Genomic DNA, 22,229 nt, shown 5'->3' on the forward strand with positions numbered 1-22,229 from the left:
ACAGAAGACTGGTTAATTAGAACGAATAATAAAACAGGTATTTGAACATGATGGACAAAGATTATATTCCATTTTACGCAAACCCAAGCGTACCTACTTTTAAAGCGCCAGCGGGTGCGGTAGATGCGCATTGTCACGTTTTTGGTCCAGCGGATAAATTTCCCTACCATCCAAAACGTAAATACACGCCTTGCGACGCATCCAAAGAACAGTTGTTTGCGCTGCGTGATCATTTGGGTTTTTCTCGCAATGTGATTGTTCAAGCATCTTGTCATAGTACCGATAATTCCGCGTTGATCGATGCCTTAGAGACAGCGGGTGATTTAGCACGTGGTGTGGCGTTTGTTGATGACTCAATAACTCATGAAGATATTGAAAAAATGCATGCAGCGGGTGTTCGCGGTGTACGTTTTAACTTTGTGAAACGCCTTGTTGATAGCACGCCAAGAGAAGTGTTTTTCTCTATAGCTGAGAAAATTCGCCCTTTCGGTTGGCACATTGTTGTCTATTTCGAAGCGGCGGATTTAGAAGACTTGATTCCTTTCTTGAAAGAATTGAATACCACCATTGTGGTTGACCACATGGGTACGCCAAATGTTGCCAATGGTGTTGATCACCCTGACTTTCAGCGCTTTGTTAACTTCATGGCGGACAACGACAATGTATGGTGTAAGGTAAGTTGTCCAGAGCGTTTAACGCAACATGCGCCTGATTATTCTGATGTCTATCCTTTTGCCCGTACCTTGGTTGAGAGGTTCTCTGACCGCGTATTGTGGGGAACCGATTGGCCGCATCCAAATATGAAAGTAGAGGCGCCAAACGACGGTCACCTTGTGGATGTTATTCCACATATCGCGCCAACGCCTGAACTACAGCAAGCGTTGCTGGTGGATAATCCAATGCGTCTGTATTGGAAGTAATCCAAGCTTCGCCGAAAAGTATAAAAATAGAGGTTAGCAAGATGGCTAGTAACTATACAGATCGACAGTTTCAAGGGACGTACCTTTTTGATGGCCAAATGGCCAAGAAAGGCTATGGCTTAAATAAAATGTGTTACTCGTTTAATGAGCAAGTAGCACGTGATGAATTTAATGCAGATCCAGAAGCTTACTGTGAAAAATTCAAACTCACAGAAGCGCAAAAAGAAGCCATTCGTAATAGAGATGTGATTGGGCTTTTGCGTGAAGGTGGCAGTATTTATTATTTAGCAAAGTTTACTGGTTTGCTAAAGCTAAACATGCAAGATATTGGTGGATTACAAACCGGTATGAGCACTGATGAATTCAAAGCAATGCTAGAAAAAAATGGGCGAGGAGAGGTCTAATGGCTAACATTATTGGTGCAATAACGACTTCTCATATCCCTGCGATTGCGAACGCAATGGCAAATGGGTTGGAAGAAACGCCGTATTGGAAACCGTTTTTTGATGGTTATCCGCCAGTACGAGATTGGTTAAATGAGAAAAAGCCTGACGTTATCATTTTGTTTTACAACGATCACGGTTTGGAATTTTTCATTGATAAAAAGCCGACCTTTGCGATGGGGGTTGCAGACGAATATTATAACGCAGATGAAGGCTGGGGGATTCCTACCATTCCGCCAGTGACTGGTGAGTCAGATTTGTCTTGGCACATTGCCAACAGCATTGTCGACGAAGGTTTTGACATGACTATCTGCCAAGAAATGAAGGTAGATCATGGTTTAACGGTTCCGCTGAATCTTATGTGGCCAGGTCATCAGTATGGGCATGTAAAAGTCATTCCTGTCTGTATCAACTGTGAACAATATCCAATGCCGCAACCTAAGCGTACGTTTGAATTGGGCAAAGCGATCGGTCGTGCTGTGGCGTCTTTCGAAGACGATCTTAATGTGGTTGTCTTTGGTACTGGTGGTATGTCTCATCAGTTAGACGGCGAGCGTGCGGGCATTATCAACCGTACTTTTGATATTGATTGTCTTGATAAATTGGTGTCTGACCCAGAAGCCTTAACGAAATACACCAACTTGGATCTTGTTGAGCAAGGCGGATCGCAAGCGGTAGAGCTGAATATGCTGATTGCGATGCGTGGTACTTTACTGGGTAAAGTGACCGAGCTGCATCGAAATTACCATGCGCCAATTTCGAATACTGGTTCTGGTTTGATGTTGTTAGAGCATGAAATGCCGAAGTAACAAATCTTCTTGTTAGAGCATTCCATGGTGAATATAAAAAATCCGCTATCTACGATAATAGATAGCGGATTTTTTTTAGTTTTTCTCAATATCCAATAATTTGTTAACGGTATTGGAAACGTGTATCGCGCCTTTCAGGATTTCATCAATGATGCCGGATGCTTCATCTATAAATTGCGCATTCTCTTTAGAGCGTTCACTCACCTTGCTCATACTGTCTTTGGCTTGACGAGTTAAGTTGCTGTTCTGTTTTACCATGTCATCAATTTCGATCGTTGATTTGCTTGTTCTTGCTGCTAGTGTTCGAACCTCGTCGGCCACTACCGCAAACCCACGACCATTTTCACCAGCGCGAGCGGCTTCAATAGCGGCGTTTAATGCCAGTAAATTGGTTTGATCAGCAATAGACCCAATGGTTGTCACTATCTTGGCGATACTTTCAGACTGATGGTTTAATTGTTCGATCAACTCGGTAGAAACTTCAACATCGGCCACAATTTTGTCTGACGTTTCGACTGTGCGACGTAAAATTTGAGCGCCATTCTCTGAAACTTGAGCAGTTTCTACTGACGTGGAGTGAGCTACTTCTGCCGCGTGTTGAATAGCGAGTTGCGTGTTCACACGCTCTGTAATGTCAGAGGCAACTTTAAGGACTTTTACAACCTTACCAAATTGATCGAAAATGGGGTTATAGCTGGCTTCTAGCCACACAGTTTGACCTTGTTTGCTAACTCGCTCAAATTGTCCTGTTTTAAAGTCTCCATTCGCTAACTCTGCCCAAAAATTCGGATGCTTTTCATAGAACTCATTAGTACAAAATTTGCGATGCGCCTGACCGATAATTTCTTTGGTGGACTGATAACCCATTGCACTTAAAAAGTTATCATTGGCCGTAATTACTGTGCCGTCAGGGGTGAATTCAATAGTGGCAGATGACCTATCAATGGCGTTATACACGGCTAATTGACTATCTGCTGTACGCTTTTCTTTAGTGACATCCGTGGCAATTTTGACCACTTTGGTCACCACGCCATCGACTTCAACGGGAAAATAAGTTGCTTCAAGCCAGATTTCTGAGCCATCTTTACGTCTACGTAAGACGGTGCCTTGTTTGCTTTTGCCTGCAGCTAAATCTGACCAGAAATGTTTGTAATCTTGGCTCGAAGTCACTTGAGAAGGGCAGAATAGTGCATGTTTTTGCCCTTTTACTTCTTCTAGGGAATAGCCTGTAGCGTTAAGGAATAACGAATTGGCATCGAGAATTGTTCCGTCAGGTAAAAAGCTAATGGTGGCGCAAAATTTTTCCATAGCGCTAATAAAGGCTTTGTTTTCATGTTGAGAAAGTGCCTGTTCTACCGCTTTGTTTTTGGCGATTGTTTTATCTTTATTGGTAAAAAACATGGTGCTTCCTCAATTAGTGTAGTCAGTGTGCTGTTTTGATTTTGTAGTCATTTCCCTACAAGGTGTATAGAATTTATACAGTTTGGTCTTGATTTAATGTTGGTGATTTGTTGTATACGTGTAATGTATGTGAATGGTTTATATATTTACGTAATAATCTATTTGAAAGAAGAATTGTTAAACGTATGCAATGATGTGGTTTTTATTAAAATGAGACGGACTATCTACTTTTCATTCTTGAGAACATGGCTTCAAACTGGCCGATATTTTGTTGAATATAATCAATAAAAGATCGCATCGCAGGAGTGGGGTGGCGTCCCTGTGGGTGGATCAAGCACCAGGATCGGCGAAGGGGAAAGTCTTTGATCGGTACTTCGATTAAGGTTCCGAGTGTCAATTCAGAAAGGATGCCAAGCTTGGGTAATACCGCGACGCCAAGCCCTGCAATAACGGCGTGTTTTATGGCGTCGTTAGAACCGATTTCCATTTCTGCTTGTAAGCGAATACGTTGTTTTTGGCAATGTAACTCGAGAGCTAATCGACTGCCTGAACCTGGTTCTCGTAGCAGTAAATTGTGCTCTAAAAAGGTGTTTAATGAGATGTCCTCCAGAGCAAGGAATGGGTGGTTTTGTGGCACGACGGCGATGAGCTCGTTGTCCAAAAATGGTATGCTAAACATAGGCTTATCATTTGGTACCATGCCCATAATGGCTAGTTCATCATGGCTCTCACTAAGGCGCTCAATGGCGGCGGCGCGGTTCATGACTTTCACATTTATGGTGACGTTTGGATGCAGGCTAGTATAGGCCCGAAGCAAATAAGGCACCACATACTGCGCTGTACTCACGGCCACCAAATTCAACTCACCGGATATCAGCCCAGCTTCTTCGGATAAATCGTCCTGAAAGCGCTGTATTTCATCAAACATGGCGTGAATGCATTTGGCTAATCGCTTGGCCGTCGCAGTGCTGTAAAGTTGGCGACCAACGTATTCAAACAGCGGTTGTTCTAATGCACTTTCAAGCTGTCGTATTTGATTACTCACGGCGGGTTGACTCAATCCCAGCATGTCGCCAGCTCGGCTGTAGCTACTCAATTCAAAAACACTTTTAAATACTTGTAATTGTCTAAAAGTAAGGCGGTTGACTAGGCTTTGTACACTTTGAGGCATTGTTTTTGTTTCCCCTTGGTTTATCTATTAGCGCTTATCTATCACGGATAGCTTATACATAAATGTCGTAATATCAATTTTTACTTTGGTTGATCTTTGAGTAGCCTGAATATTCAGAGATATTTGTACAAAAGTTGTTCTCGCTACCTTGTGCAGTGATCTCTTCAAACAAGAAAGGAGTGACTCATGTTAAAAAAAGTGTTGATCGCTAACCGAGGTGAAATTGCGGTTCGTATCATTCGCGCTTGCTCAGAGGCTGGGATTCGCTCTGTCGCGATATTTACGGAACCGGATCGATATGCGTTGCATGCCAAGCGTGCAGACGAGTCTTACTCGTTAGGCGATGATCCACTTGCCGGTTATTTAGACCCTTTGCGTCTAGTGAACTTAGCCATAGAAACGGGTTGTGATGCGATCCACCCTGGTTATGGTTTTTTATCTGAAAATGCGCATTTTGCTGAATTGTGTGAGCAAAAAGGCGTTACCTTTATCGGCCCTCATTCGTCTGTTATTCATAAAATGGGCGATAAAACCCAAGCCCGTGACAGTATGCGTGCGGCGGGTATTCCAATTACACCTGGCTCTGAAGGAAATTTAGCCAACCTTGAAGAGGCGCTTGCTCTTGCTGGGAAAGTGGGTTATCCGGTGATGATTAAGGCAACCTCAGGTGGTGGCGGTCGAGGTATTCGACGTTGTGATACCCCAGAAGAATTAACCTCGCAATATCCTCGGGTTATCTCGGAAGCGACCAAAGCGTTTGGTTCTGCAGAAGTGTTTTTAGAGAAATGCATCGTTGACCCTTGTCATATTGAAGTGCAAATTTTGGCGGATTCCCAAGGTGATGCGATTCATTTATATGAACGTGATTGCTCGATTCAGCGTCGTAACCAAAAGCTCATAGAGATTGCGCCAAGCCCACAACTCACCCCTGAACAACGTCAATATATTTGTGATCTCGCGGTGCGAGCAGCCAAAGCAGTAGGCTATGTCAACGCAGGTACAGTGGAGTTCTTATTGTCTGGCAATGAAGTGTATTTCATGGAAATGAATACGCGAGTTCAGGTTGAGCACACGATTACCGAACAAATAACAGGTGTTGATATTGTGCGTGAACAGCTTCGTATAGCGGCTGGTTCGCCGCTTAGCTTCCGCCAAGAAGACATAAGTTACCGTGGCTATGCGATGCAATTTCGTATCAATGCGGAAGATCCTAAGAATGACTTTTTACCTAGCTTTGGACGTATTACCCATTACTACGCACCAGGTGGTCCAGGTGTTCGTGTTGATACGGCGATTTATACGGGTTACGAGATTCCGCCTTACTTTGATTCCATGTGTTTGAAGCTGGTGGTGTGGGCATTGACCTGGGATGAAATGGTGGCGCGAGGTCGTCGAGCTATTGATGATATGCGTTTGCATGGTATTAAAACCACGGCCAATTACTATCAGCAAATTCTCAAACATCCAGACTTTATTAAGGGCGAGTTCAATACGGGGTTCGTTCCAGCGCATCCCGAGCTATTAAATTATTCTGTTAGACGCCATCCAAGTGACATCGCTTTGGTGTTGGCAGCCGCTATTGCAGCGCACGTTGGTCGATAATCCGCAGGAGGAAGAAAAATGAGTCAAGTTAAACAAAAAATAGAAGTGACAGATGTCACCTTGCGTGATGCTCACCAATCCCTTATCGCTACTCGTATGCGTACGGAAGACATGTTGCCGATTTGTGAGAAGCTCGATCAAGTTGGTTTCTGGTCTTTAGAAGTGTGGGGCGGTGCGACTTTTGATGCTTGCGTACGTTTTCTAAAAGAAGACCCTTGGGAGCGTTTGCGCCAGCTTCGAACGGCCTTGCCAAATACTCGTTTGCAAATGTTATTACGTGGCCAAAACCTACTGGGCTATCGCCATTATGCTGACGATGTTGTCGAAGCTTTTGTACAAAAAGCAGCGGATAACGGCATCGATGTTTTCCGTGTCTTTGATGCGCTAAACGATCTACGCAATATCGAAACGGCCATGAAAGCGGTAAAAAAAGTCGGCAAGCATGCGCAAGGCACCATTTGTTATACGACCAGTCCTGTGCACACACTCGCTTTGTTTGTCGAGCAAGCCAAAGCCATGCAAGCCATGGGGGCCGATTCTATTGCTATTAAGGACATGGCGGGTTTGTTAACGCCTTACGCTACGTATGACTTGGTAAAAGCGATCAAAGAAGCGGTTGATTTGCCTTTGGTGGTTCACAGTCATTCGACGTCAGGATTGGCACCCTTGTGTCAGCTTAAAGCCATCGAAGCGGGAGCGGACCGTATTGATACGGCGATTTCATCTTTTGCCAGTGGTACCAGCCACCCAGCGACTGAGACTCAAGTGGCGGCTTTAAAAGACACCGATTACGATACGGGTTTAGACTTGGCCTTGTTGTCAGAGATTGCCGATTACTTCCGTGAAGTTCGTAAAAAGTATCATCAATTTGAAAGTGAATTTACTCGCGAAGATGTGTCTGTTCAGGTTAACCAAGTGCCGGGTGGCATGATGTCTAATTTGGCGAATCAGCTGAAAGAGCAAAATGCCTTAGATAAGATTCGAGAGGTATTTGATGAAATTCCTCGTGTGCGTGCCGACCTTGGTTATCCGCCCCTGGTAACGCCAACCTCGCAAATCGTGGGGACTCAAGCGGTTTATAACGTATTGGCAGGTCAGCGTTATAAAACTATTACCAATGAAGTAAAACGCTATTTGTTAGGTGGTTACGGTCAGCCGCCAGCAGCGGTAAACCCAGAAGTGCAAAAGAAAGCCGTAGGCAATGAAGCGGTTAACGACGCTCGCCCAGCGGATTCCTTGTCGCCGGAGCTATATAAGTTGCGCAATGAGATCGGTGAGTTAGCGAAATCAGAAGAAGATGTACTGACTTTTGCTATGTTTCCTGAACTAGGTCGTGAATTCTTACAGCAACGAGCTGACGGGACATTGGTTCCAGAAGTTTTGCTACCGCCAGAGCAAGCGGGTCAAGGCGCGGCGGCGGGTGGATTGGCAACCGAGTTCAAGATTGATGTGCATGGTGAGGTTTACAACGTGGAAATCACCGGCGTGGGTGACTTTGGGGTTGGTAAGCGCAAGTTGTACTTGTCTTTGGATGGTATGCCTGAAGAAGTGGTATTCGAATCTCTGAATGAATACGTTGCTGAAGGTGGTGCGGGTCGTTCTCGTGCGACAGAGCCTGGCCATGTTAGCGCAGCAATGCCAGGTAATATCATTGATGTCTTGGTCAAAGAAGGCGACACGGTAACAGCGGGTCAAGCTGTACTCGTCACGGAAGCGATGAAGATGGAAACCGAAGTACATGCCAATGTGGCAGGTACGGTGAAAGGGGTTTTTGTTAAGAAAGGCGACCGAGTTACCCCGGGTGAAATGCTAATTGAGATTGCGTAAATCTAAGTTCGGTTAATACCCTAGAAAACGCTTTAAAAACAAAGCCCCTTTGTATCGACAAAGGGGCTTTTTATTGGTTGAGCAGGTTTGCTAAGGTTAAAACTCTTCTGTATCGATTTCGGCTTGTTGGGCAGCGGTATAGCGTGTGCCATGGACGTTATGTTGATTGATCATCTCGTCTAACAAGCTCACTTGTTTGGCATCCAGCTTTAATTGCGCCGCTTCAAAATTGTCTCTCATATGATTAACCGAACGAGTGCCCGGAATAGGGACAATATTATCGTCTTTTGCTGTTAGCCAAGCCAGAGCAAGTTGTGCTGGTGTGCAGCCGATGTCTTTCGCTAGGGCAAAATAATCGTTCAACAAGGCAAGATTATTCGGGTAATGCTCGGCATTAAAGCGCGGCATGTTATTACGAATGTCTTTGGCTTCTAAATCCGCGATGTCTTTCAGAGTACCGGTTAAAAATCCGCGTGCGACTGGGCTGAAAGCGACAAAAGTAATGTCTAGTTTCTTACAAGCTTCTAGTACGGCGATTTCTGGATTGCGTGTCCACAAAGAGTATTCAGACTGAAGGGCGCTAATCGGGTATTCGCTATGGGCACGGGTTAACGTTTCGGCGGACACTTCGGATAAACCGATGGCGCCAATTTTGCCTTCTTTTACTAGCTCACCCAGTGCGCCAGCGCTTTCTTCGATTGGCACATTGAAGTCACGACGATGCAAATAATACAAATCGATGTGATCTGTTTGCAGGCGTTTTAGGCTGTCTTCGCATTGCTTGCGGATGTTTTCTGGTCGGCCGTTTATCTCTTTTTTACCATCGACCATTGCCATGCCGCATTTGCTGGCGAGAAAGATTTCATCTCGGCGATCTTTTAGTGCTTTGCCAACCAAAAGCTCATTTTTGCCGCCGCCATATAAAGTCGCGGTATCAAAATGGCGATAGCCCATCTCAAAAGCTTGATGAAGTGCCTTGATAGCTTGATCTTCTTCAACCGGTGAGCCATAAGCATGTGATAGGTTCATGCAGCCTAAGCCGATTTTGGGGCTGGCTAAGTGAGGGTGTTTTGACATAACAATATCCTTAATAAAAACAGGGAGCCGAAGCTCCCCGTTTGAGTGTTGTTGAGTCACTTTAGAGTCTTGTCACTTTAGACTATTGCGCCTTAGGCTTCTAGACATTCTTCCAGGCGATGTAGCGTTTCCATCGCTTCAATGGCTTGAGTCACACAAGAGTTTGGTGCACGACCTTCTTGAATCGCTGCAATGAATTCTCTGTCTTGTAGTTCGATGCCATTATTTGAAACCGCTACGCCAGATAGGTCAATCTTGTTTTCGCTGCCGTCAAATAGATCGTCGTAACGTGCGATATAAGTACCGTTGTCGCAAATATAACGGAAAAAAGTACCGAATGGACCATCGTTGTTGAATGACAATGACAAGGTACAGATTGCGCCGTTAGGCACTTTCATGCCAATGCTCATGTCCATGGCAATGCCAAGTTCAGGATGGATTGGGCCTTGTAGTGCTTGTACTTTGCTGGCTGTTTCACCTGTTTGGTATTGGAACAAATCCACTGTGTGGCAAGCATGGTGCCAAAGTAGATGGTCGGTCCAAGAGCGGGCTTTGCCAAGAGCATTTTTGTTCGAGCGACGGAAAAAGTAAGTTTGCACGTCCATTTGTTGAACGTTTAATTCACCCGCCATGATTTTATTGTGGATCCACTGGTGGGAAGGGTTAAAACGGCGAGTGTGACCAGCCATCGCTACTAGACCCGTTTTTTTCTGCACTTCAACCACTTTGCGAGCGTCTTCGATGTTGTCTGCCATTGGGATTTCAGACATAACATGTTTGCCAGCTTCTAGGCATTGGATAGTTTGCGCAGCGTGCATTTGCGTTGGTGTTGCTAGGATGACAGCGTCAACGTCGTCACGAGCTAAGCTTTCTGCAAGGTCTGTCGTGTAGTGAGGAACGCCGCGCTCTTCAGCAAAGGCTTTAATCGCATCGATTTTAGTGCCAACGACAGAAACGACTTCTGCACCTTCGATCGCCGCAATGGCGTCCATGTGTTTCATGCCGAAAGCGCCAGATGCGCCAGCGATACAAATTCTCATTAGTCTGCTCCTATTCAAGATTTCATGTCGTTATTATTGAACGAAATTTAGGTTTATATTAATAACAAATCTAACATTCGACACCTAATGGGCATAATCCATAAACCGCATAAGCTATTCATTTTTTGCAATGATGTCTTTCAAAAACGTCATCGAAAACGTTCTGAAATATCGCGTAATAAACTAAGGAAATGGGATTGTGTGACGGTCGGAAGCCAGCTTTTTCGGACACAAAGCCCAATTGGTCGACGAGTATGATCCAGTGGAAAATTGATTACATTGAGTAATTCAATATTAATTTCGCGCTCCACTTGGTGTGCAGAGATTAATGTTAGACGATCACTTTCGATTAATAACTCACGAATCAGTATCTGCGAACTGGACTCAACTAAGCGTGTAGGTAGTGCGATACCGGCGTCGTTGAAAATGTCTTCGAAGGCTTGTCGAGTGGGTGTGCCTTTGGCGGGAACAACCCAAGCAAACTCAGCGAGATCTTGTGCGCTGATATGTTGTTTGTTCATTAATGGGTGATCTTTACGAGCCACCACTGACAATGGCGGTGCCCATAACTCCTCTTGAACGACGTCGTCAGCTGGTGTTGGATGACGTAATGCACCTAAGATAATATCGATGTCACCTTGGCGTAAGTGGTGAAGCAAATCGGCGTAGGGACCTTCGGTGACATTGATGTTCACATCAGGGTGACGTTCGTTAAACTGCAAAATCGATTTAGGTAAAATAGTCATACGAGCCAATGGCATACTGCCAATAGTGATGGTACTGACATCTTTGCTTTGTAAGGCATTGATCTCATATATCCCTTGGCGCAATTCACTAAAAGCCAGTTTGGTGGCTTTGGATAACGTTTGTGCCGCTTTTGTCGCACTGGTACCAAGACTGTTTTTTTCGAATAACACAACGCCGAGTAGGCGCTCTAAATCGCGAGCGGCACGATGTACCGATGATTGTGATACGGCCAAATTCCGGCTGGCAATGCTGAAGTTTTGTGCTTCGCTCACGGCAATTAACGCTCTTAATTGGGTTGTGCTAATTAAGGCTATGAGATTTTTAGGTGAGCGTTCTTTTTGAGTCGTGTCTTTAACGATTTCTTGTGTAGCGGTTTGAATATGATCGATCGCTCGGCCGACACGTTTTTGCCACACTTCACCCGACGGAGTGGGATACATACCATCTGAATGTCGCTCAAAAAGCGATGCGTTCAATAACCCTTCTAGCTTGGCGATCGCTTGAGTGATAGCTGGCTGAGATAAAAAGATATGTTCAGAAGCTCGGGTGATGCTTTTTAGCTCTGCGACCGCAAGAAATACGCGCAAATGCCGTAGGTTAGGAATTGCTATCTCCATGAGATCTCCTTATTTTTTATTAACTATATCAAAAATGAATAGCAAATAAATTATAAAGAAGGGGTAAATACTCACTTTATAATGTATTAGCCTAAAATAGTCCTCTTATTAGAAAAATGCCAATATTCATACGTTCTATTTTTCAAATGGAAAAAGGGTGATGGATGAGAGTATATGACCAAGTTATCTATTTTGGCTTAAAAGGAAAAATAGCTTTTAAAGGTGTTGAGTCTGGCAATGCGTGGCGCATTACAGGGCACGTTAACTGAGCGGTATCCTAGTTATCATTTGCCGATTTCAAACACTGGGGCTGGATTGCAATGGTTGGCTACAACAGATGCGGTATCAAAAGAATCTATGCTGATATAATTTTTCCAATTAAAATACATGCCAAATTGTCATACAACAAATCATGAGTTTTGGTATACGCTTCCTCTACTTTAGTAAAGGGAGCGTTTTTTATTCCCTTTAGGACTCACGCAATAACATTATTACATTCTTTTTGGGAATACGTAGGAGGCAATCACAATGTTACATTTAGGTCTAATTGGTCAGGCTATTGCTGCTTCTCGATCTCCTTCTTTACACATGATGTTGGGTGAACTGAATAAGTTGCCAGTGGATTACCAGTTACAAGTGCCTGAAGACGATACCGCCGAATCTTTTAACGCCAAGCTTGCAGAAATTCGGGCCTTAGGTTTTATCGGTACGAATGTAACGTTTCCCTATAAGCAAATCGCTATCGACAGTGCAGACGAAGTAAACGACGCGGTAAAGAAAGTCGGTGCGAGTAATACTTTGCTGCTAAAAGACGGCAAAGTGTGTGCTTTCAACACCGATTATACTGGTTTTATTCGCGGCTATAAAGGCCGTGTTGGAGGTTTGCCAGCAGGTAAAGTATTGATGATTGGTGCTGGTGGTGTAGGCCGAGCGATCGGTTTTGCCTTGTTTGAAGTGGGTGCGACAGAAGTGTTGGTCACTGATTTGAGTGAACGCAACGCTCAATCTTTGGTCGATGCTATTAATGAAGCCGGCTATAAGGCGCGTGTTGTGGCTAAAGCAGACATTGCCGCGGCGGCCGCTGAAGTCGATGGATTGGTAAACTGCACGCCTGTTGGGCACTTGAAAACGCCTGGCATGCCATTGGCGGCTGAACTAATTCAAGGGCAAAAGTGGGCTTTTGATGCGGTTTATACACCAATGGATACTGAGTTTTTGATAGAGGCTAATAAGAAAGGTCTGCAAATAGTGTCTGGCTTTGACTTGTTTTTTTATCAAGGCATTGATGCCTTTGAAATTTTTACCGGCCAAGAAGTCACGGATGTGAAACCTGTATGGGATCAGTTTCGTGAAAAATACGATGTAGTTAGTTCGCTTATCTAGAGATTATTAATCCATAGAATACATGACAAAAAAGACGCCAGATGGCGTCTTTCTGTTTGCCTATACATTAGAATGCCTTTGCTCGTGTTATAGTGCGAATGTCTTATAAAAAAAAGAAAGGCCCTTTGAATTTTCTATGATTAACTCCGATGACCGTAAATTGGTTGGGCAATCTGTTTATGAACAGTTGCGTTCAGATATTGTGACGGGAAAGCTTTCACCCGGTGAAAAGCTTAAATTAAACGCTTTACGCATCCGTTATAATGCCAGTGTGAATACTTTACGTGAGACCTTGATGCGTCTTGTGTCCGATGGTTTTGTGCTGTTCGTAGATCAAAAAGGGTTTACCGTAAAACCTGTATCAACTGCAGATTTACATGAATTATTAGAGCTGAGACAGATGCTAGAACTGTCGGCTGTACGTAAATCCATGGAAAATTCAGCGGGTCAAATGGAATGGAAGTCCGCTTTGATCAGCGCGCATTTTCGTTTGAACTGTGTTGAAAAGCTGATGATGGAAGACGAAGGTAGCCATGTTCAGGCATGGGAAAAAGCCGACCGAGACTTTCACGTTACCATGGTGTCTCATTGTGGTTCTCAGCAGTTGATTCGTTACCACGCATCAGTGATTGAACTTTATATGCGTTATCAGGTGTTGGCGTTACACCGCCGGCCATTTCGCGGCCAAGCCTCTGTAGAAGAACATCAGAAATTGCTTAAACACCTTCTTGATGATGAAATTGAGTCAGTATTGACTATCTTAGATTCGCATATTCAGAAAGGGTTGGTCCTACCAGATCCTGAAAAAATATCACTCAATACAAAATCTAAAGCTATCGCTTAACGCTTATTCGATATGATTTCTATGATGAAAACTCTAGCCGAGTTAAAAGCATATAACGCAATAAACCACGAGGATATGGTGACATGGAAGCTGTAATAAACATCACAGCACCGATCTTTTTTTTGATATTTGTGGGATTTATCTGTGTTCGATATTCCTTTCTACCGCAAGCTGCAATTCCTGGGTTAAGTCGTTTTGTTTTGTATCTTGCCTTGCCTGCTTTGATTTTTATGAAATTATCTAGCATGGAGCTGAAAGAAGTCCTGCATTTTGACTATCTTACTGTGTATGCAGCGAGTGGTTTAGCGACTTTTTTTATTACTGTGTTGCTGAGCTGGCGATTGCTTAAAAGTGGTTTGGTTGATGCTGGCGTAAGAGGTGTTGGGGCAACCATGTCAAACAGCGCTTTTATTGGCTTCCCTGTCCTATTACAGTTTTTTGATCCTCCTTTGACGCAGGCATTTGTGATGTCGTTGATGGTCGAAAATATTATCTTTCTGCCAATTTGCTTAATTTTTATAGAAACAGTGTTGGGTAAGAGTGAAAGCAGTGGTAAAGCGCTTTTCATTGTTGTTTTAAAGCGCATCTCGACTAATCCATTATTAATTGCGTTAGTCGCTGGCCTAACGTTTTCTATTTTTGAACTAGGTTTGCCGAACTTTATTGGCAAAGGCTTGGATTTACTGGCTGCATCGGCTTCTGCAGCGGCGCTTATTGTGATTGGCGGCTCTTTAGTTGGCGTATCTATTAAAGGTCAACTAAGCCCTATTTTGCTGGTGGCTGCTGGTAAGTTAGTGCTGTTTCCAGTGCTGGTTACCTTGTTCTTGTTGCTTACACCTAACATGGCAAACGAATTCAAAATCGCGGTAATTATATTCGCTTCAGTGCCTATGTTTAGCACTTATCCCATTGTTTGCGGGGCATATGGCGCGCGCACTTTTTGCGCCAGCACTTTGTTAATAACCACTGTGTTGTCATTTTTTACCTTGAGCGTCTTATTGCGATTCTTTGTATAAGAGTAAGACCATCCCCCAGTTTGTTTGAATATTTATGTTGATTTATAGGAGCAATTATTATGTCTACCATCATGGTATTAAACGGTCCAAATTTAAATTTACTTGGCACTCGTGAGCCAGCAACTTATGGTTACGAGACGCTCGCTGATGTTGAAGCGATGTGTCGTGAAGCGGCGGCATCATTAGGTCATGAGGTGGAATGCCATCAATCTAACCATGAAGGTGTTTTGATTGACCTCATTCATGAAGCTGGTCGTCGCATTAAAGCGGGTGAAGTGTTGGGCGTAGTATTTAATCCAGGTGCTTATACTCATACATCTGTTGCGCTTCACGACGCAATAAAAGGCGCGGATGTGCCAGTGATTGAAGTCCACATTTCCAATGTACACGCTCGTGAAGCCTTCCGTCATCATTCTTATATTTCCCCTGCAGCAACGGGAATTGTCGTTGGTATGGGCGTTCAAGGGTATGTGTTGGGGATTCAGGGCTTAGTGCATAAGATCAAAGCTTAGTGCTTGCTAATACTTTGTTAAAAACAGATTCAAAATACTCATTTATAATCCATTTTGTCTTTCTGATGGTCTTAGCTTAAGCCCATCAGAGACAAAATAACGGCAAGCGTGACGAATGACGCCAGTGTGGTGATCAATAAAATACTTGCACAAAGAGAACGGAATCCATACTGGCTACCGATAATGGGATAAATACTCATCATAGGAACGGCTGCAATCAAGATACCACCGAGCAGCAGGTTACGGTCCATTTCTGGCATAAAGAGTGCCACGACAGCAATCATCAATGGATGTAGTACGAGTTTTCCTGTGGTGACAAAGCAAATGTCTTTGGCATTGCCTGTTAGGCTGGTTCCGACTAATGAACCTCCAAGCACAATGAGTGCGAGTGTGGCAGATGCTCCGGATAGCATGACCAATACTCGATCAATCACAGCAGGCAATTCTAGATGAAAGGTCGAGGCTAATACACCGCCAGTGACGGCCAAAATCAACGGATTTTTGATCAACCTTTTTACCACGGTATAGAGCATGTAGGAGGGTTTTAAGCCTTGTCCTCTGGAAGCGCTTATTTCTAGAATCACAAAGGTGATTGGCAGAACCAGAATGTTTTCTATGATTAATGACATGGCAAATGCTGCCGTTGGGGGATCACTAAAGGCCAGTAGCATCACAGGATAAGCGAAAAATGCCGAGTTTGAACAGGACATTCCCGCGCCTTTCAACGTACTCTCTATTAAAGAACGCCCCATTATTTTTAAGCTAATCACCATTCCAATAAGAAGGGTTAAGATTGAACCAATGGCGTATGTGGCAAGATAGGTTGGGACAATAACCTCATTAAATTCCATTCTGGCCAAGGTGCTAAAAATCAATGCAGGAAGCGTGAAATACATGACGATTTTCGCCATGCCCGCAATGGTGTCACCAGGAACCAACTTAACGCGAACCGCAAAGTACCCCAACATAATCATGATAAAAATTGGAGTAGTGATTGCAACAATAGTCAGCATCTAAGGTTCCTGTTTTTGTAACTAAAAGAGCAGTTTAAATGGCTGGGCCATCTTTATGGTGATGATCAATGGGTTTGTAATAGCTGTCTAAGGTTTGTGCCGTATCTCGAATGGCATTCATAAACATCTTAAGTGCCATAGAGGGAACCGAGTCAGCACGTGTTGTAAGGCCAACTGCACCTAATGTTTCTTTTGTGTCGATAGGCAATTCATCCAGTTCGCCATCCGAAATTTCTCGCGCTACTACGCCACGGGAAATGATCCACACTGCATCGTTGTTGCGAATAAACTCCTTACCAAATGAATCTGATACGGTGTCGATTCTATCGGTGAGAGTGCTAACCCCTTGGGATAATAAAAAACGATCTACATAAGGTGCGGTAATGGAACCTTTTGGCGGGTAGAGCACAGTGTAATCAGCGATATCACTGATTTGGAAGTTTTCTTTTGTTAGTAATGGGTGGTTCGGACGAACGGTAAAGGTGACCTGTTCCGAGTACAAATGCTGAAATGACAAGCCAGACATGGCTTCAGGAACACCTAAGCGACCAACTACTAAATCCAATTCGCCGACTCTTAGTTGGCTCATTAACAAGGCGTTTGGCCCAGAAACCAAGTGCAGACGAACATCAATTCCCCCAGTGCGAAAGCGCTTCACGGATTCTGGCAAAATACTGGTCGCGACGGTCGGTAACACACCAATACTAATACGGCTGATGCCTTTTTGTTGCGCTTGGGCGACACGTTCGGTGCCTTCTCGTAATGCAGCAACACTGGTGCTGGCATGCTCTAGAAACACATTGCCGAACGGTGTCAATTCAACGCCTTTTTTACTGCGCTCTAAAAGTCTGACGCCCAGAATGTCTTCTAGTTCTTTGAGTTTTTTTGATACAGCGGGCTGGGTGAGCGCTAAGACATCGGCGGCGCGAACGACGCTGCCTTGGCGAGTGACTTCTAAAAAACATTGAAGGTGGCGATATTTAATACGGTTTTCTAACATAAAAAGTCTCCCATCGTACACGCATGGTTTCAGTCGCTGCTAATTGGCTATTAGGTAGTCAGCCACTAAGTAAGAAACGCTAAGGAATCAGGCTCGTTACAAGCGCTAATAAGGGAATGATTTTCCTATATTACACTCCTATGTTGCGCCTTTTAAAAGGTGTTATGTATTCCTTTTTCGATATATTTTTAGCGCTTTATTTCATTCTTAATATGACTCTCAATACGAAAATCTTGTGCTAGCATCAATGTTAGTAAATATAGAAGCAAAAAACAGCTTTGTTTCTAATATATCGTTTTCGTTATGAAATGTAGACAGTCAGGGCGTAAGAATGAAAACAGCACTCGCAACCGTTACCATATCTGGCACGCTGAGAGAAAAATTTGAAGCGGCGGCAAAAGCCGGCTTTCAAGGCGTGGAAATCTTCGAAAATGACTTAACTCAGTTCGATGGTACGCCAAAAGATGTGCGTCGTATGGCGCAAGATTTAGGCTTGGAAATTATTGCCTTACAACCATTTCGTGATATGGAAGGCATGCCTGAGCCAATGCGTTCGCAAAAGGCAAAGATGCTGCAGCACAAAATTGATGTCGCTCATGAGTTGGGTACGAATCGTTTGTTGTTTTGCAGTAACGTGCAGCCTTACTCTTCTGCAGATCGTGACGTTTGCGCGGCGGACTTATTTGCTCTTGCTGAAATAGCCAAGAAAGAAGGCATCATGCTGGGTTATGAAGCCCTTGCTTGGGGTTACCATATTGCCGATTACCATGAAGCATGGGATCTGGTGAAGCGTGTTGATCACCCGAATTTGGGTATTATTTTAGATACTTTCCACATGTTTTCCCGTGGTAATACCCTAGATGTTTTGCGTGATGAGATTCCGTTAAACAAAATCGCGCTGGTGCAAGTGGCCGATGCACCAAGTTTACAAATGGACGTATTGCAATACAGCCGACATTTCCGTTGTTTCCCCGGCCAAGGCGATATGCCAGTGGTCGAGTTTTTACAAGTTTTGAAAGACAAAGGGTTTGATGACTATTTGTCTCATGAAATTTTCAACGATGAATTCCGTTCTTCTTCTCCACTAGAAAAAGCCATTGATGGCATGCGTTCATTGATTTGGCTTGATGACCAAACGGTGAGTAAACGTGAAGAAAAAAACGCTCCGATTATTGCACCACAAGTCAGCGATGTTGAGTTTATTGAATTTGCGATTGAAGGCGAAAGCGGAGAAGCGCTTACCAATACTTTGGCTCAGTTGGGTTTCCATGAAACACACAAACACCGTTCTAAAAACGTTAGCTTGATGCGCCAGGGCAATATTAACCTGATCCTTAATCGCGAGCCGAAAAGCCAAGCTCACGAGCATTTCCAAAAGCATGGAGTATCGGTTTGTGCTATGGCGTTTGCCTCTGAAAACGTCAAAGCTACTTTGTCTCTTGCTGAGCGTTATCGAGTTGAGCGTTTTGATAATCAGGCAGGCCCTGGCGAATTAAATATCCCAGCGCTTCGCGGTATTGGTGATAGCTTGGTGTACCTTGTTTCAGCAGATGCTGCAGTGCGTTTTTTCGAAGTGGATTTCAAACCGATTCAGGGCATTCAAGGCGAAACAGGCGTTGGCTTAACCCGCTTTGATCACATTGGCCAAACGGTTTCCAATACCGATTTTCTATCGGCGACTTTCTTTTATAAGTCCTTGTTTGGCTTCGATATCGATGCCAGTCAAGACTTGCCGGACATTCATGGGTTGGTCGTGAGTCGTACCGCGCTAAGTAAAGACAAACGTGTACGTATTCCATTGAATATGACCAACGCTCGTGGCGCGTCGGCGCAGCGTTTTATTCAGAAATCAAAAGGTTCTGGTGTGCATCAAATTGCGTTTGCTTGTGATGATATTTTTGCTGCGGCAAAAAACATTGATAGCGAAAAACAGCTGCCAATCCCACAGAACTATTATCGTGATATTGAAGCGCGCTTTGGCTTGCCTGCAGAGATGATTAAAAAATTGCAGTCACACAACATCATGTATGACCAAAATGACGAAGGTGAATTCTTCCATTTTTATACAGAAGAAGTGCATGGCGTCTTTTTTGAAGTTGTACAACGAGTTGGTAATTACAGCCGTTATGGCGAAGCGAATGCATTTGTCCGTCTTGCCTCACAGGCGCGCCAAGAGAAAAAATAAATCATTGTCATTGCGGGGAATGATGTATTTTAGGCGTATCCTTTTGTGAGGAAACTATGCCGGAGGAAGGAAACTTCCTCCGGTTTTTTTTGCTTTAATAAAGTGAAAAAGACAGTTGCGTCTTTTTGTTATTTGGCGGTTACTTGGAACTGACCAACCAGCGAGTTGAGTTTTAATGCTGACAATCCAACGCGGGACGAGCGTCTTTGTAGTGCAGCAATCGAGCGTTGCATTTGTTCTGTCGCTGCACCCATTTCATGGGCAGTTTTTGCATTTTCTTTGTTGCTTTCATTGAGCAATAAAATAGTCTCAAACATGGTGTCGACTAAGGCATACAAGGCACTGTCGCCAGTGTTGGTTTGTTCGTTTGCCATGAGATTTTTATCGACATTTTCTGCGCCTTTTTCCATAAAACTCACCGCACTGCGTGTTTCTTCCTGAATACCTTCTAGCATGGATTGTATTTCTTCTGCAGCGGCGGCTGTTTTGGACGCTAGACTGCGTACTTCATCGGCCACCACGGAAAATCCACGTCCATGTTCGCCCGCTCTTGCGGCCTCAATAGCGGCGTTTAATGCCAATAAATTAGTTTGGTTGGTGATGTCCGAGATGGTGGTAATGATACCGGCAACTTCATTGGTTTTTTGATCTAGTGACTTTACTGATTCCGCCGTGGCACGTACTACATCGCGTATTTCTTGTGTGCCTTTTTTGGCGTCTAGCAAGCGAGATTGTGTTTCTGCTGCTACTTGATTCATCGCTTGCTTCAAATCATCCGCGGTTTTCGATGCGTTTTGCACTTCGTTTATTTGTTGTTGAAATACGTTAAGCATGCTTTCTACGGTGGACTCGAGATAATGTGAGGCTTGACTAGCTTCTTCATTAGTACGAACCATAAAGTCATTAGACTTTTTAACGTTGGTGCTGGCAGAGATAACTTGTCCCATAGTGGTATCAAGATTATCTATAAAGCTGTTCATCCAGCGTCCCATATCGCCGGTTTCGTCGTTGGCAAGATCGTCGTCAAGACGCTGCTTAAGGTTGCCTTCACCCTCTGCGATGGTTTGAATTACTTCCGTCATTTGGCTCATGCTGCTGCTTATTTTTTTGGTGCTGAGCCTATTAAACAGCAGCCCAGCAACGCCTAAGCTGGCGAAAGCCGCCACGCTGGTCAAGACGATGGATAAATTGGTGTAGGCTTGTAATGAGGTACTAACGACAAGAGGAACACTGGAGGCCATTAGGTAGCTTTTCATTAATTTTAGATTGATAGAGCGACGACGATAGACTTCTTCCAAATCGCCTTCACACATCATTCCCCATGTGTCTGGGCTGCCTTTTAACTGAAAGGTGACGCCTTTACCGATAACGGGAATGTGTCGATAGTCAGAATAGCCTGGGTAAGTTACAAAAAGATTCTGACCGTTTTTAATGGTTTCTCGTACCCCTGGATGCAATTCTTTTGTTGCTGGGTCAGTAAAGCGGATTTCAAATTCGGTATGCTGTTGAACTTTTACAGCTCCCCAATTTGTTGTGATTCCGCCTTTTAGATTCTCTCCATGGCTGAAGGTATTGTCTTCAAAACGTGAACGGGAAAGCGCTGTTCCGGGTAGTAGGGATTTGTCGAACTCAGATTTCACCATGAACAAATAGTTGTCGCCGGATTCTTTATAAATATGTCCGGCTTCGCGCTGAATCAGGTCGCCAACAACATCATTGGGAACACGAGCGCAAATGGCACCTACGCTGACACCGTTTTGTTTAATTGGCAGATAGAACATCAGCGTCACGGCATCATGGAATTTTGAGCTGGAAGCACCAATGCTTAGCGTGTTTTGGTCCACATAAGGTCCATGGAGGAACTGATGATTTAAGCCAGCTTCTACTGCTTTAGCTTGTAAGTCTATTTTATTAACGCGATCTTTGTATGTGGATTTGAGCACTTTGCCTTGAGTATCAATCACAAAATATTCGGATACATCAGGCACTATGTTTAGGCGTTCTTCTAGCGCTTCTTGTTCAATATGTGGGAATGAGCCGGTGATGATTTCTAACAAAACATCCAACTGCGACCATTGATTATTTACCCAAGTATTGAGTAGTTTTACCCTTGTGTTGGCAATGCTTTCAAAGGTTTTTTCGATATTAGGATAGGTTTCTTTATTTAAGTAGCATGACCAAAAAAGAGAGAGTCGACCAGTATTGCCAAACCAAGGTAACCAACGACGTTCTTTTGCTGAAAGTAACATCTGATTGCTTTTCAAACTCATGTCTATATCGCTCCATTGCGTTAAGCACTACTTCGTTGCAGGCGCTTAGGGGAGCTTTAAAAAAGCAATTTTTTTGCCATTGTTTTCTCAATTTAAAACTTTAGTTTGATGTACTGCAAACTTATAAAGTGACATTATAATTCGACTGGATATAAAGAATAAAACAGTGTTTTATTTAATCTTGATATTTTAGGCTTGCACCGTATTGGTTTTTTTATGGTTTTTATTGCTCCAGATTGGTTCGTTTTGGCGATAAGAATCAACAATATGGCGCTTTCAGATGTAAATTGAAGGATTAGCCAAGAATCAATAATAAGTATTTTTGAATGGTGGAGCCTAAAAAAACCGGCTG

19 protein-coding genes are annotated in these 22,229 nt (G+C 43.8%); 11 read left to right on the top strand and 8 right to left on the bottom strand.

Going from position 1 to position 22,229, the window contains the following annotated elements; all coding sequences use genetic code 11:
* Positions 1–47: 47 nt before the first annotated feature.
* From AC2A4J_RS04750 to AC2A4J_RS04760, 3 genes are read left to right on the top strand one after another with little or no spacing between them, the layout of a single operon-like run.
* A complete protein-coding gene (locus tag AC2A4J_RS04750) occupies positions 48–920 on the top strand; it encodes an amidohydrolase family protein (protein WP_484175124.1) in 873 nt (290 codons plus the stop codon).
* Between the two features lie 41 nt (positions 921–961).
* Complete coding sequence (locus tag AC2A4J_RS04755; protein WP_114411300.1) at positions 962–1,324, top strand: protocatechuate 4,5-dioxygenase subunit alpha; 363 nt, start codon at positions 962–964, stop codon at positions 1,322–1,324.
* A complete protein-coding gene (locus AC2A4J_RS04760) occupies positions 1,324–2,172 on the top strand; it encodes a class III extradiol dioxygenase family protein (protein WP_484175125.1) in 849 nt (282 codons plus the stop codon). The genes AC2A4J_RS04755 and AC2A4J_RS04760 overlap by 1 nt, the downstream gene beginning before the upstream one ends.
* Positions 2,173–2,247: 75 nt before the next feature.
* Here the strand turns inward: AC2A4J_RS04760 and AC2A4J_RS04765 are convergent, their stop codons facing one another.
* Positions 2,248–3,573, bottom strand: a complete 1,326-nt coding sequence (locus tag AC2A4J_RS04765) for a methyl-accepting chemotaxis protein (protein WP_484175126.1) — start codon at positions 3,571–3,573, stop codon at positions 2,248–2,250.
* Between the two features lie 220 nt (positions 3,574–3,793).
* Positions 3,794–4,744, bottom strand: coding sequence for a LysR family transcriptional regulator (locus tag AC2A4J_RS04770; protein ID WP_484175127.1), 951 nt, complete (start codon positions 4,742–4,744; stop codon positions 3,794–3,796).
* 186 nt (positions 4,745–4,930) lie between these two features.
* Here AC2A4J_RS04770 and AC2A4J_RS04775 point away from each other — a divergent pair, with 186 nt between their 5' ends.
* Both AC2A4J_RS04775 and oadA read left to right on the top strand, forming a co-directional pair.
* The gene (locus AC2A4J_RS04775; RefSeq protein ID WP_484175128.1) at positions 4,931–6,346 is read left to right on the top strand and encodes an acetyl-CoA carboxylase biotin carboxylase subunit; all 1,416 of its coding nucleotides are present in this window, start codon (positions 4,931–4,933) and stop codon (positions 6,344–6,346) included.
* Positions 6,347–6,364: 18 nt separating this feature from the next.
* Positions 6,365–8,173 (top strand): sodium-extruding oxaloacetate decarboxylase subunit alpha, encoded by a 1,809-nt coding sequence (gene oadA / locus AC2A4J_RS04780; protein ID WP_484175129.1) that lies wholly within the window; start codon positions 6,365–6,367, stop codon positions 8,171–8,173.
* 96 nt (positions 8,174–8,269) lie between these two features.
* On the opposite strand, the gene AC2A4J_RS04785 is transcribed toward oadA, so the two are convergent.
* The 3 genes from AC2A4J_RS04785 to AC2A4J_RS04795 all read right to left on the bottom strand — a co-directional run bounded on the left by AC2A4J_RS04785 (position 8,270) and on the right by AC2A4J_RS04795 (position 11,654).
* On the bottom strand, positions 8,270–9,250 hold the full coding sequence (locus AC2A4J_RS04785) for an aldo/keto reductase (protein WP_484175130.1): 981 nt from the start codon (positions 9,248–9,250) through the stop codon (positions 8,270–8,272).
* 92 nt (positions 9,251–9,342) lie between these two features.
* Positions 9,343–10,290 (bottom strand): Gfo/Idh/MocA family oxidoreductase, encoded by a 948-nt coding sequence (locus AC2A4J_RS04790; protein ID WP_114411294.1) that lies wholly within the window; start codon positions 10,288–10,290, stop codon positions 9,343–9,345.
* 149 nt (positions 10,291–10,439) lie between these two features.
* Positions 10,440–11,654 (bottom strand): LysR family transcriptional regulator, encoded by a 1,215-nt coding sequence (locus AC2A4J_RS04795; RefSeq protein ID WP_484175131.1) that lies wholly within the window; start codon positions 11,652–11,654, stop codon positions 10,440–10,442.
* Positions 11,655–11,876: 222 nt separating this feature from the next.
* Here AC2A4J_RS04795 and AC2A4J_RS04800 point away from each other — a divergent pair, with 222 nt between their 5' ends.
* The 5 genes from AC2A4J_RS04800 (at position 11,877) to aroQ (ending at position 15,409) form a co-directional block, all read left to right on the top strand.
* Positions 11,877–12,023, top strand: coding sequence for a hypothetical protein (locus tag AC2A4J_RS04800; RefSeq protein ID WP_484175132.1), 147 nt, complete (start codon positions 11,877–11,879; stop codon positions 12,021–12,023).
* Positions 12,024–12,182: 159 nt separating this feature from the next.
* Complete coding sequence (locus AC2A4J_RS04805; protein ID WP_484175133.1) at positions 12,183–13,037, top strand: shikimate dehydrogenase family protein; 855 nt, start codon at positions 12,183–12,185, stop codon at positions 13,035–13,037.
* Positions 13,038–13,173: 136 nt separating this feature from the next.
* Complete coding sequence (locus tag AC2A4J_RS04810) at positions 13,174–13,881, top strand: GntR family transcriptional regulator (protein WP_484175134.1); 708 nt, start codon at positions 13,174–13,176, stop codon at positions 13,879–13,881.
* Positions 13,882–13,964: 83 nt separating this feature from the next.
* A complete protein-coding gene (locus AC2A4J_RS04815) occupies positions 13,965–14,897 on the top strand; it encodes an AEC family transporter (protein ID WP_484175135.1) in 933 nt (310 codons plus the stop codon).
* A 59-nt stretch (positions 14,898–14,956) separates the two neighbouring features.
* A complete protein-coding gene (aroQ, locus tag AC2A4J_RS04820) occupies positions 14,957–15,409 on the top strand; it encodes a type II 3-dehydroquinate dehydratase (protein ID WP_212916585.1) in 453 nt (150 codons plus the stop codon).
* A 71-nt stretch (positions 15,410–15,480) separates the two neighbouring features.
* Here aroQ and AC2A4J_RS04825 read toward each other — a convergent pair whose 3' ends face one another.
* Positions 15,481–16,422: an AEC family transporter gene (locus AC2A4J_RS04825; protein ID WP_219703785.1), complete on the bottom strand. Its 942-nt coding sequence runs from the start codon at positions 16,420–16,422 to the stop codon at positions 15,481–15,483.
* A gap of 34 nt (positions 16,423–16,456) precedes the next feature.
* Complete coding sequence (gene pcaQ, locus AC2A4J_RS04830; RefSeq protein WP_484175136.1) at positions 16,457–17,422, bottom strand: pca operon transcription factor PcaQ; 966 nt, start codon at positions 17,420–17,422, stop codon at positions 16,457–16,459.
* A gap of 331 nt (positions 17,423–17,753) precedes the next feature.
* On the opposite strand from pcaQ, the gene AC2A4J_RS04835 reads away from it, so the two are divergent.
* Positions 17,754–19,607, top strand: a complete 1,854-nt coding sequence (locus tag AC2A4J_RS04835; RefSeq protein WP_484175137.1) for a bifunctional sugar phosphate isomerase/epimerase/4-hydroxyphenylpyruvate dioxygenase family protein — start codon at positions 17,754–17,756, stop codon at positions 19,605–19,607.
* A 128-nt stretch (positions 19,608–19,735) separates the two neighbouring features.
* Here AC2A4J_RS04835 and AC2A4J_RS04840 read toward each other — a convergent pair whose 3' ends face one another.
* Entirely contained in the window at positions 19,736–21,877 is a 2,142-nt protein-coding gene (locus AC2A4J_RS04840; protein ID WP_484175138.1) for a methyl-accepting chemotaxis protein, read from the bottom strand.
* Between the last annotated feature and the right edge of the window lie 352 nt (positions 21,878–22,229).

It is taken from the genome of Marinomonas sp. ATLA20, from assembly GCF_057180105.1.

What these genes read in the sequence shown, in the direction of transcription:
- AC2A4J_RS04750 (WP_484175124.1), top strand. Translation starts at nt 48, where the DNA reads ATGATGGACAAAGATTATATTCCATTTTACGCAAACCCAAGCGTACCT.
- AC2A4J_RS04755 (WP_114411300.1), top strand. Translation starts at nt 962, where the DNA reads ATGGCTAGTAACTATACAGATCGACAGTTTCAAGGGACGTACCTTTTT.
- AC2A4J_RS04760 (WP_484175125.1), top strand. Translation starts at nt 1,324, where the DNA reads ATGGCTAACATTATTGGTGCAATAACGACTTCTCATATCCCTGCGATT.
- AC2A4J_RS04765 (WP_484175126.1), bottom strand. Translation starts at nt 3,573, where the DNA reads ATGTTTTTTACCAATAAAGATAAAACAATCGCCAAAAACAAAGCGGTA.
- AC2A4J_RS04770 (WP_484175127.1), bottom strand. Translation starts at nt 4,744, where the DNA reads ATGCCTCAAAGTGTACAAAGCCTAGTCAACCGCCTTACTTTTAGACAA.
- AC2A4J_RS04775 (WP_484175128.1), top strand. Translation starts at nt 4,931, where the DNA reads ATGTTAAAAAAAGTGTTGATCGCTAACCGAGGTGAAATTGCGGTTCGT.
- oadA (WP_484175129.1), top strand. Translation starts at nt 6,365, where the DNA reads ATGAGTCAAGTTAAACAAAAAATAGAAGTGACAGATGTCACCTTGCGT.
- AC2A4J_RS04785 (WP_484175130.1), bottom strand. Translation starts at nt 9,250, where the DNA reads ATGTCAAAACACCCTCACTTAGCCAGCCCCAAAATCGGCTTAGGCTGC.
- AC2A4J_RS04790 (WP_114411294.1), bottom strand. Translation starts at nt 10,290, where the DNA reads ATGAGAATTTGTATCGCTGGCGCATCTGGCGCTTTCGGCATGAAACAC.
- AC2A4J_RS04795 (WP_484175131.1), bottom strand. Translation starts at nt 11,654, where the DNA reads ATGGAGATAGCAATTCCTAACCTACGGCATTTGCGCGTATTTCTTGCG.
- AC2A4J_RS04805 (WP_484175133.1), top strand. Translation starts at nt 12,183, where the DNA reads ATGTTACATTTAGGTCTAATTGGTCAGGCTATTGCTGCTTCTCGATCT.
- AC2A4J_RS04810 (WP_484175134.1), top strand. Translation starts at nt 13,174, where the DNA reads ATGATTAACTCCGATGACCGTAAATTGGTTGGGCAATCTGTTTATGAA.
- AC2A4J_RS04815 (WP_484175135.1), top strand. Translation starts at nt 13,965, where the DNA reads ATGGAAGCTGTAATAAACATCACAGCACCGATCTTTTTTTTGATATTT.
- aroQ (WP_212916585.1), top strand. Translation starts at nt 14,957, where the DNA reads ATGTCTACCATCATGGTATTAAACGGTCCAAATTTAAATTTACTTGGC.
- AC2A4J_RS04825 (WP_219703785.1), bottom strand. Translation starts at nt 16,422, where the DNA reads ATGCTGACTATTGTTGCAATCACTACTCCAATTTTTATCATGATTATG.
- pcaQ (WP_484175136.1), bottom strand. Translation starts at nt 17,422, where the DNA reads ATGTTAGAAAACCGTATTAAATATCGCCACCTTCAATGTTTTTTAGAA.
- AC2A4J_RS04835 (WP_484175137.1), top strand. Translation starts at nt 17,754, where the DNA reads ATGAAAACAGCACTCGCAACCGTTACCATATCTGGCACGCTGAGAGAA.
- AC2A4J_RS04840 (WP_484175138.1), bottom strand. Translation starts at nt 21,877, where the DNA reads ATGAGTTTGAAAAGCAATCAGATGTTACTTTCAGCAAAAGAACGTCGT.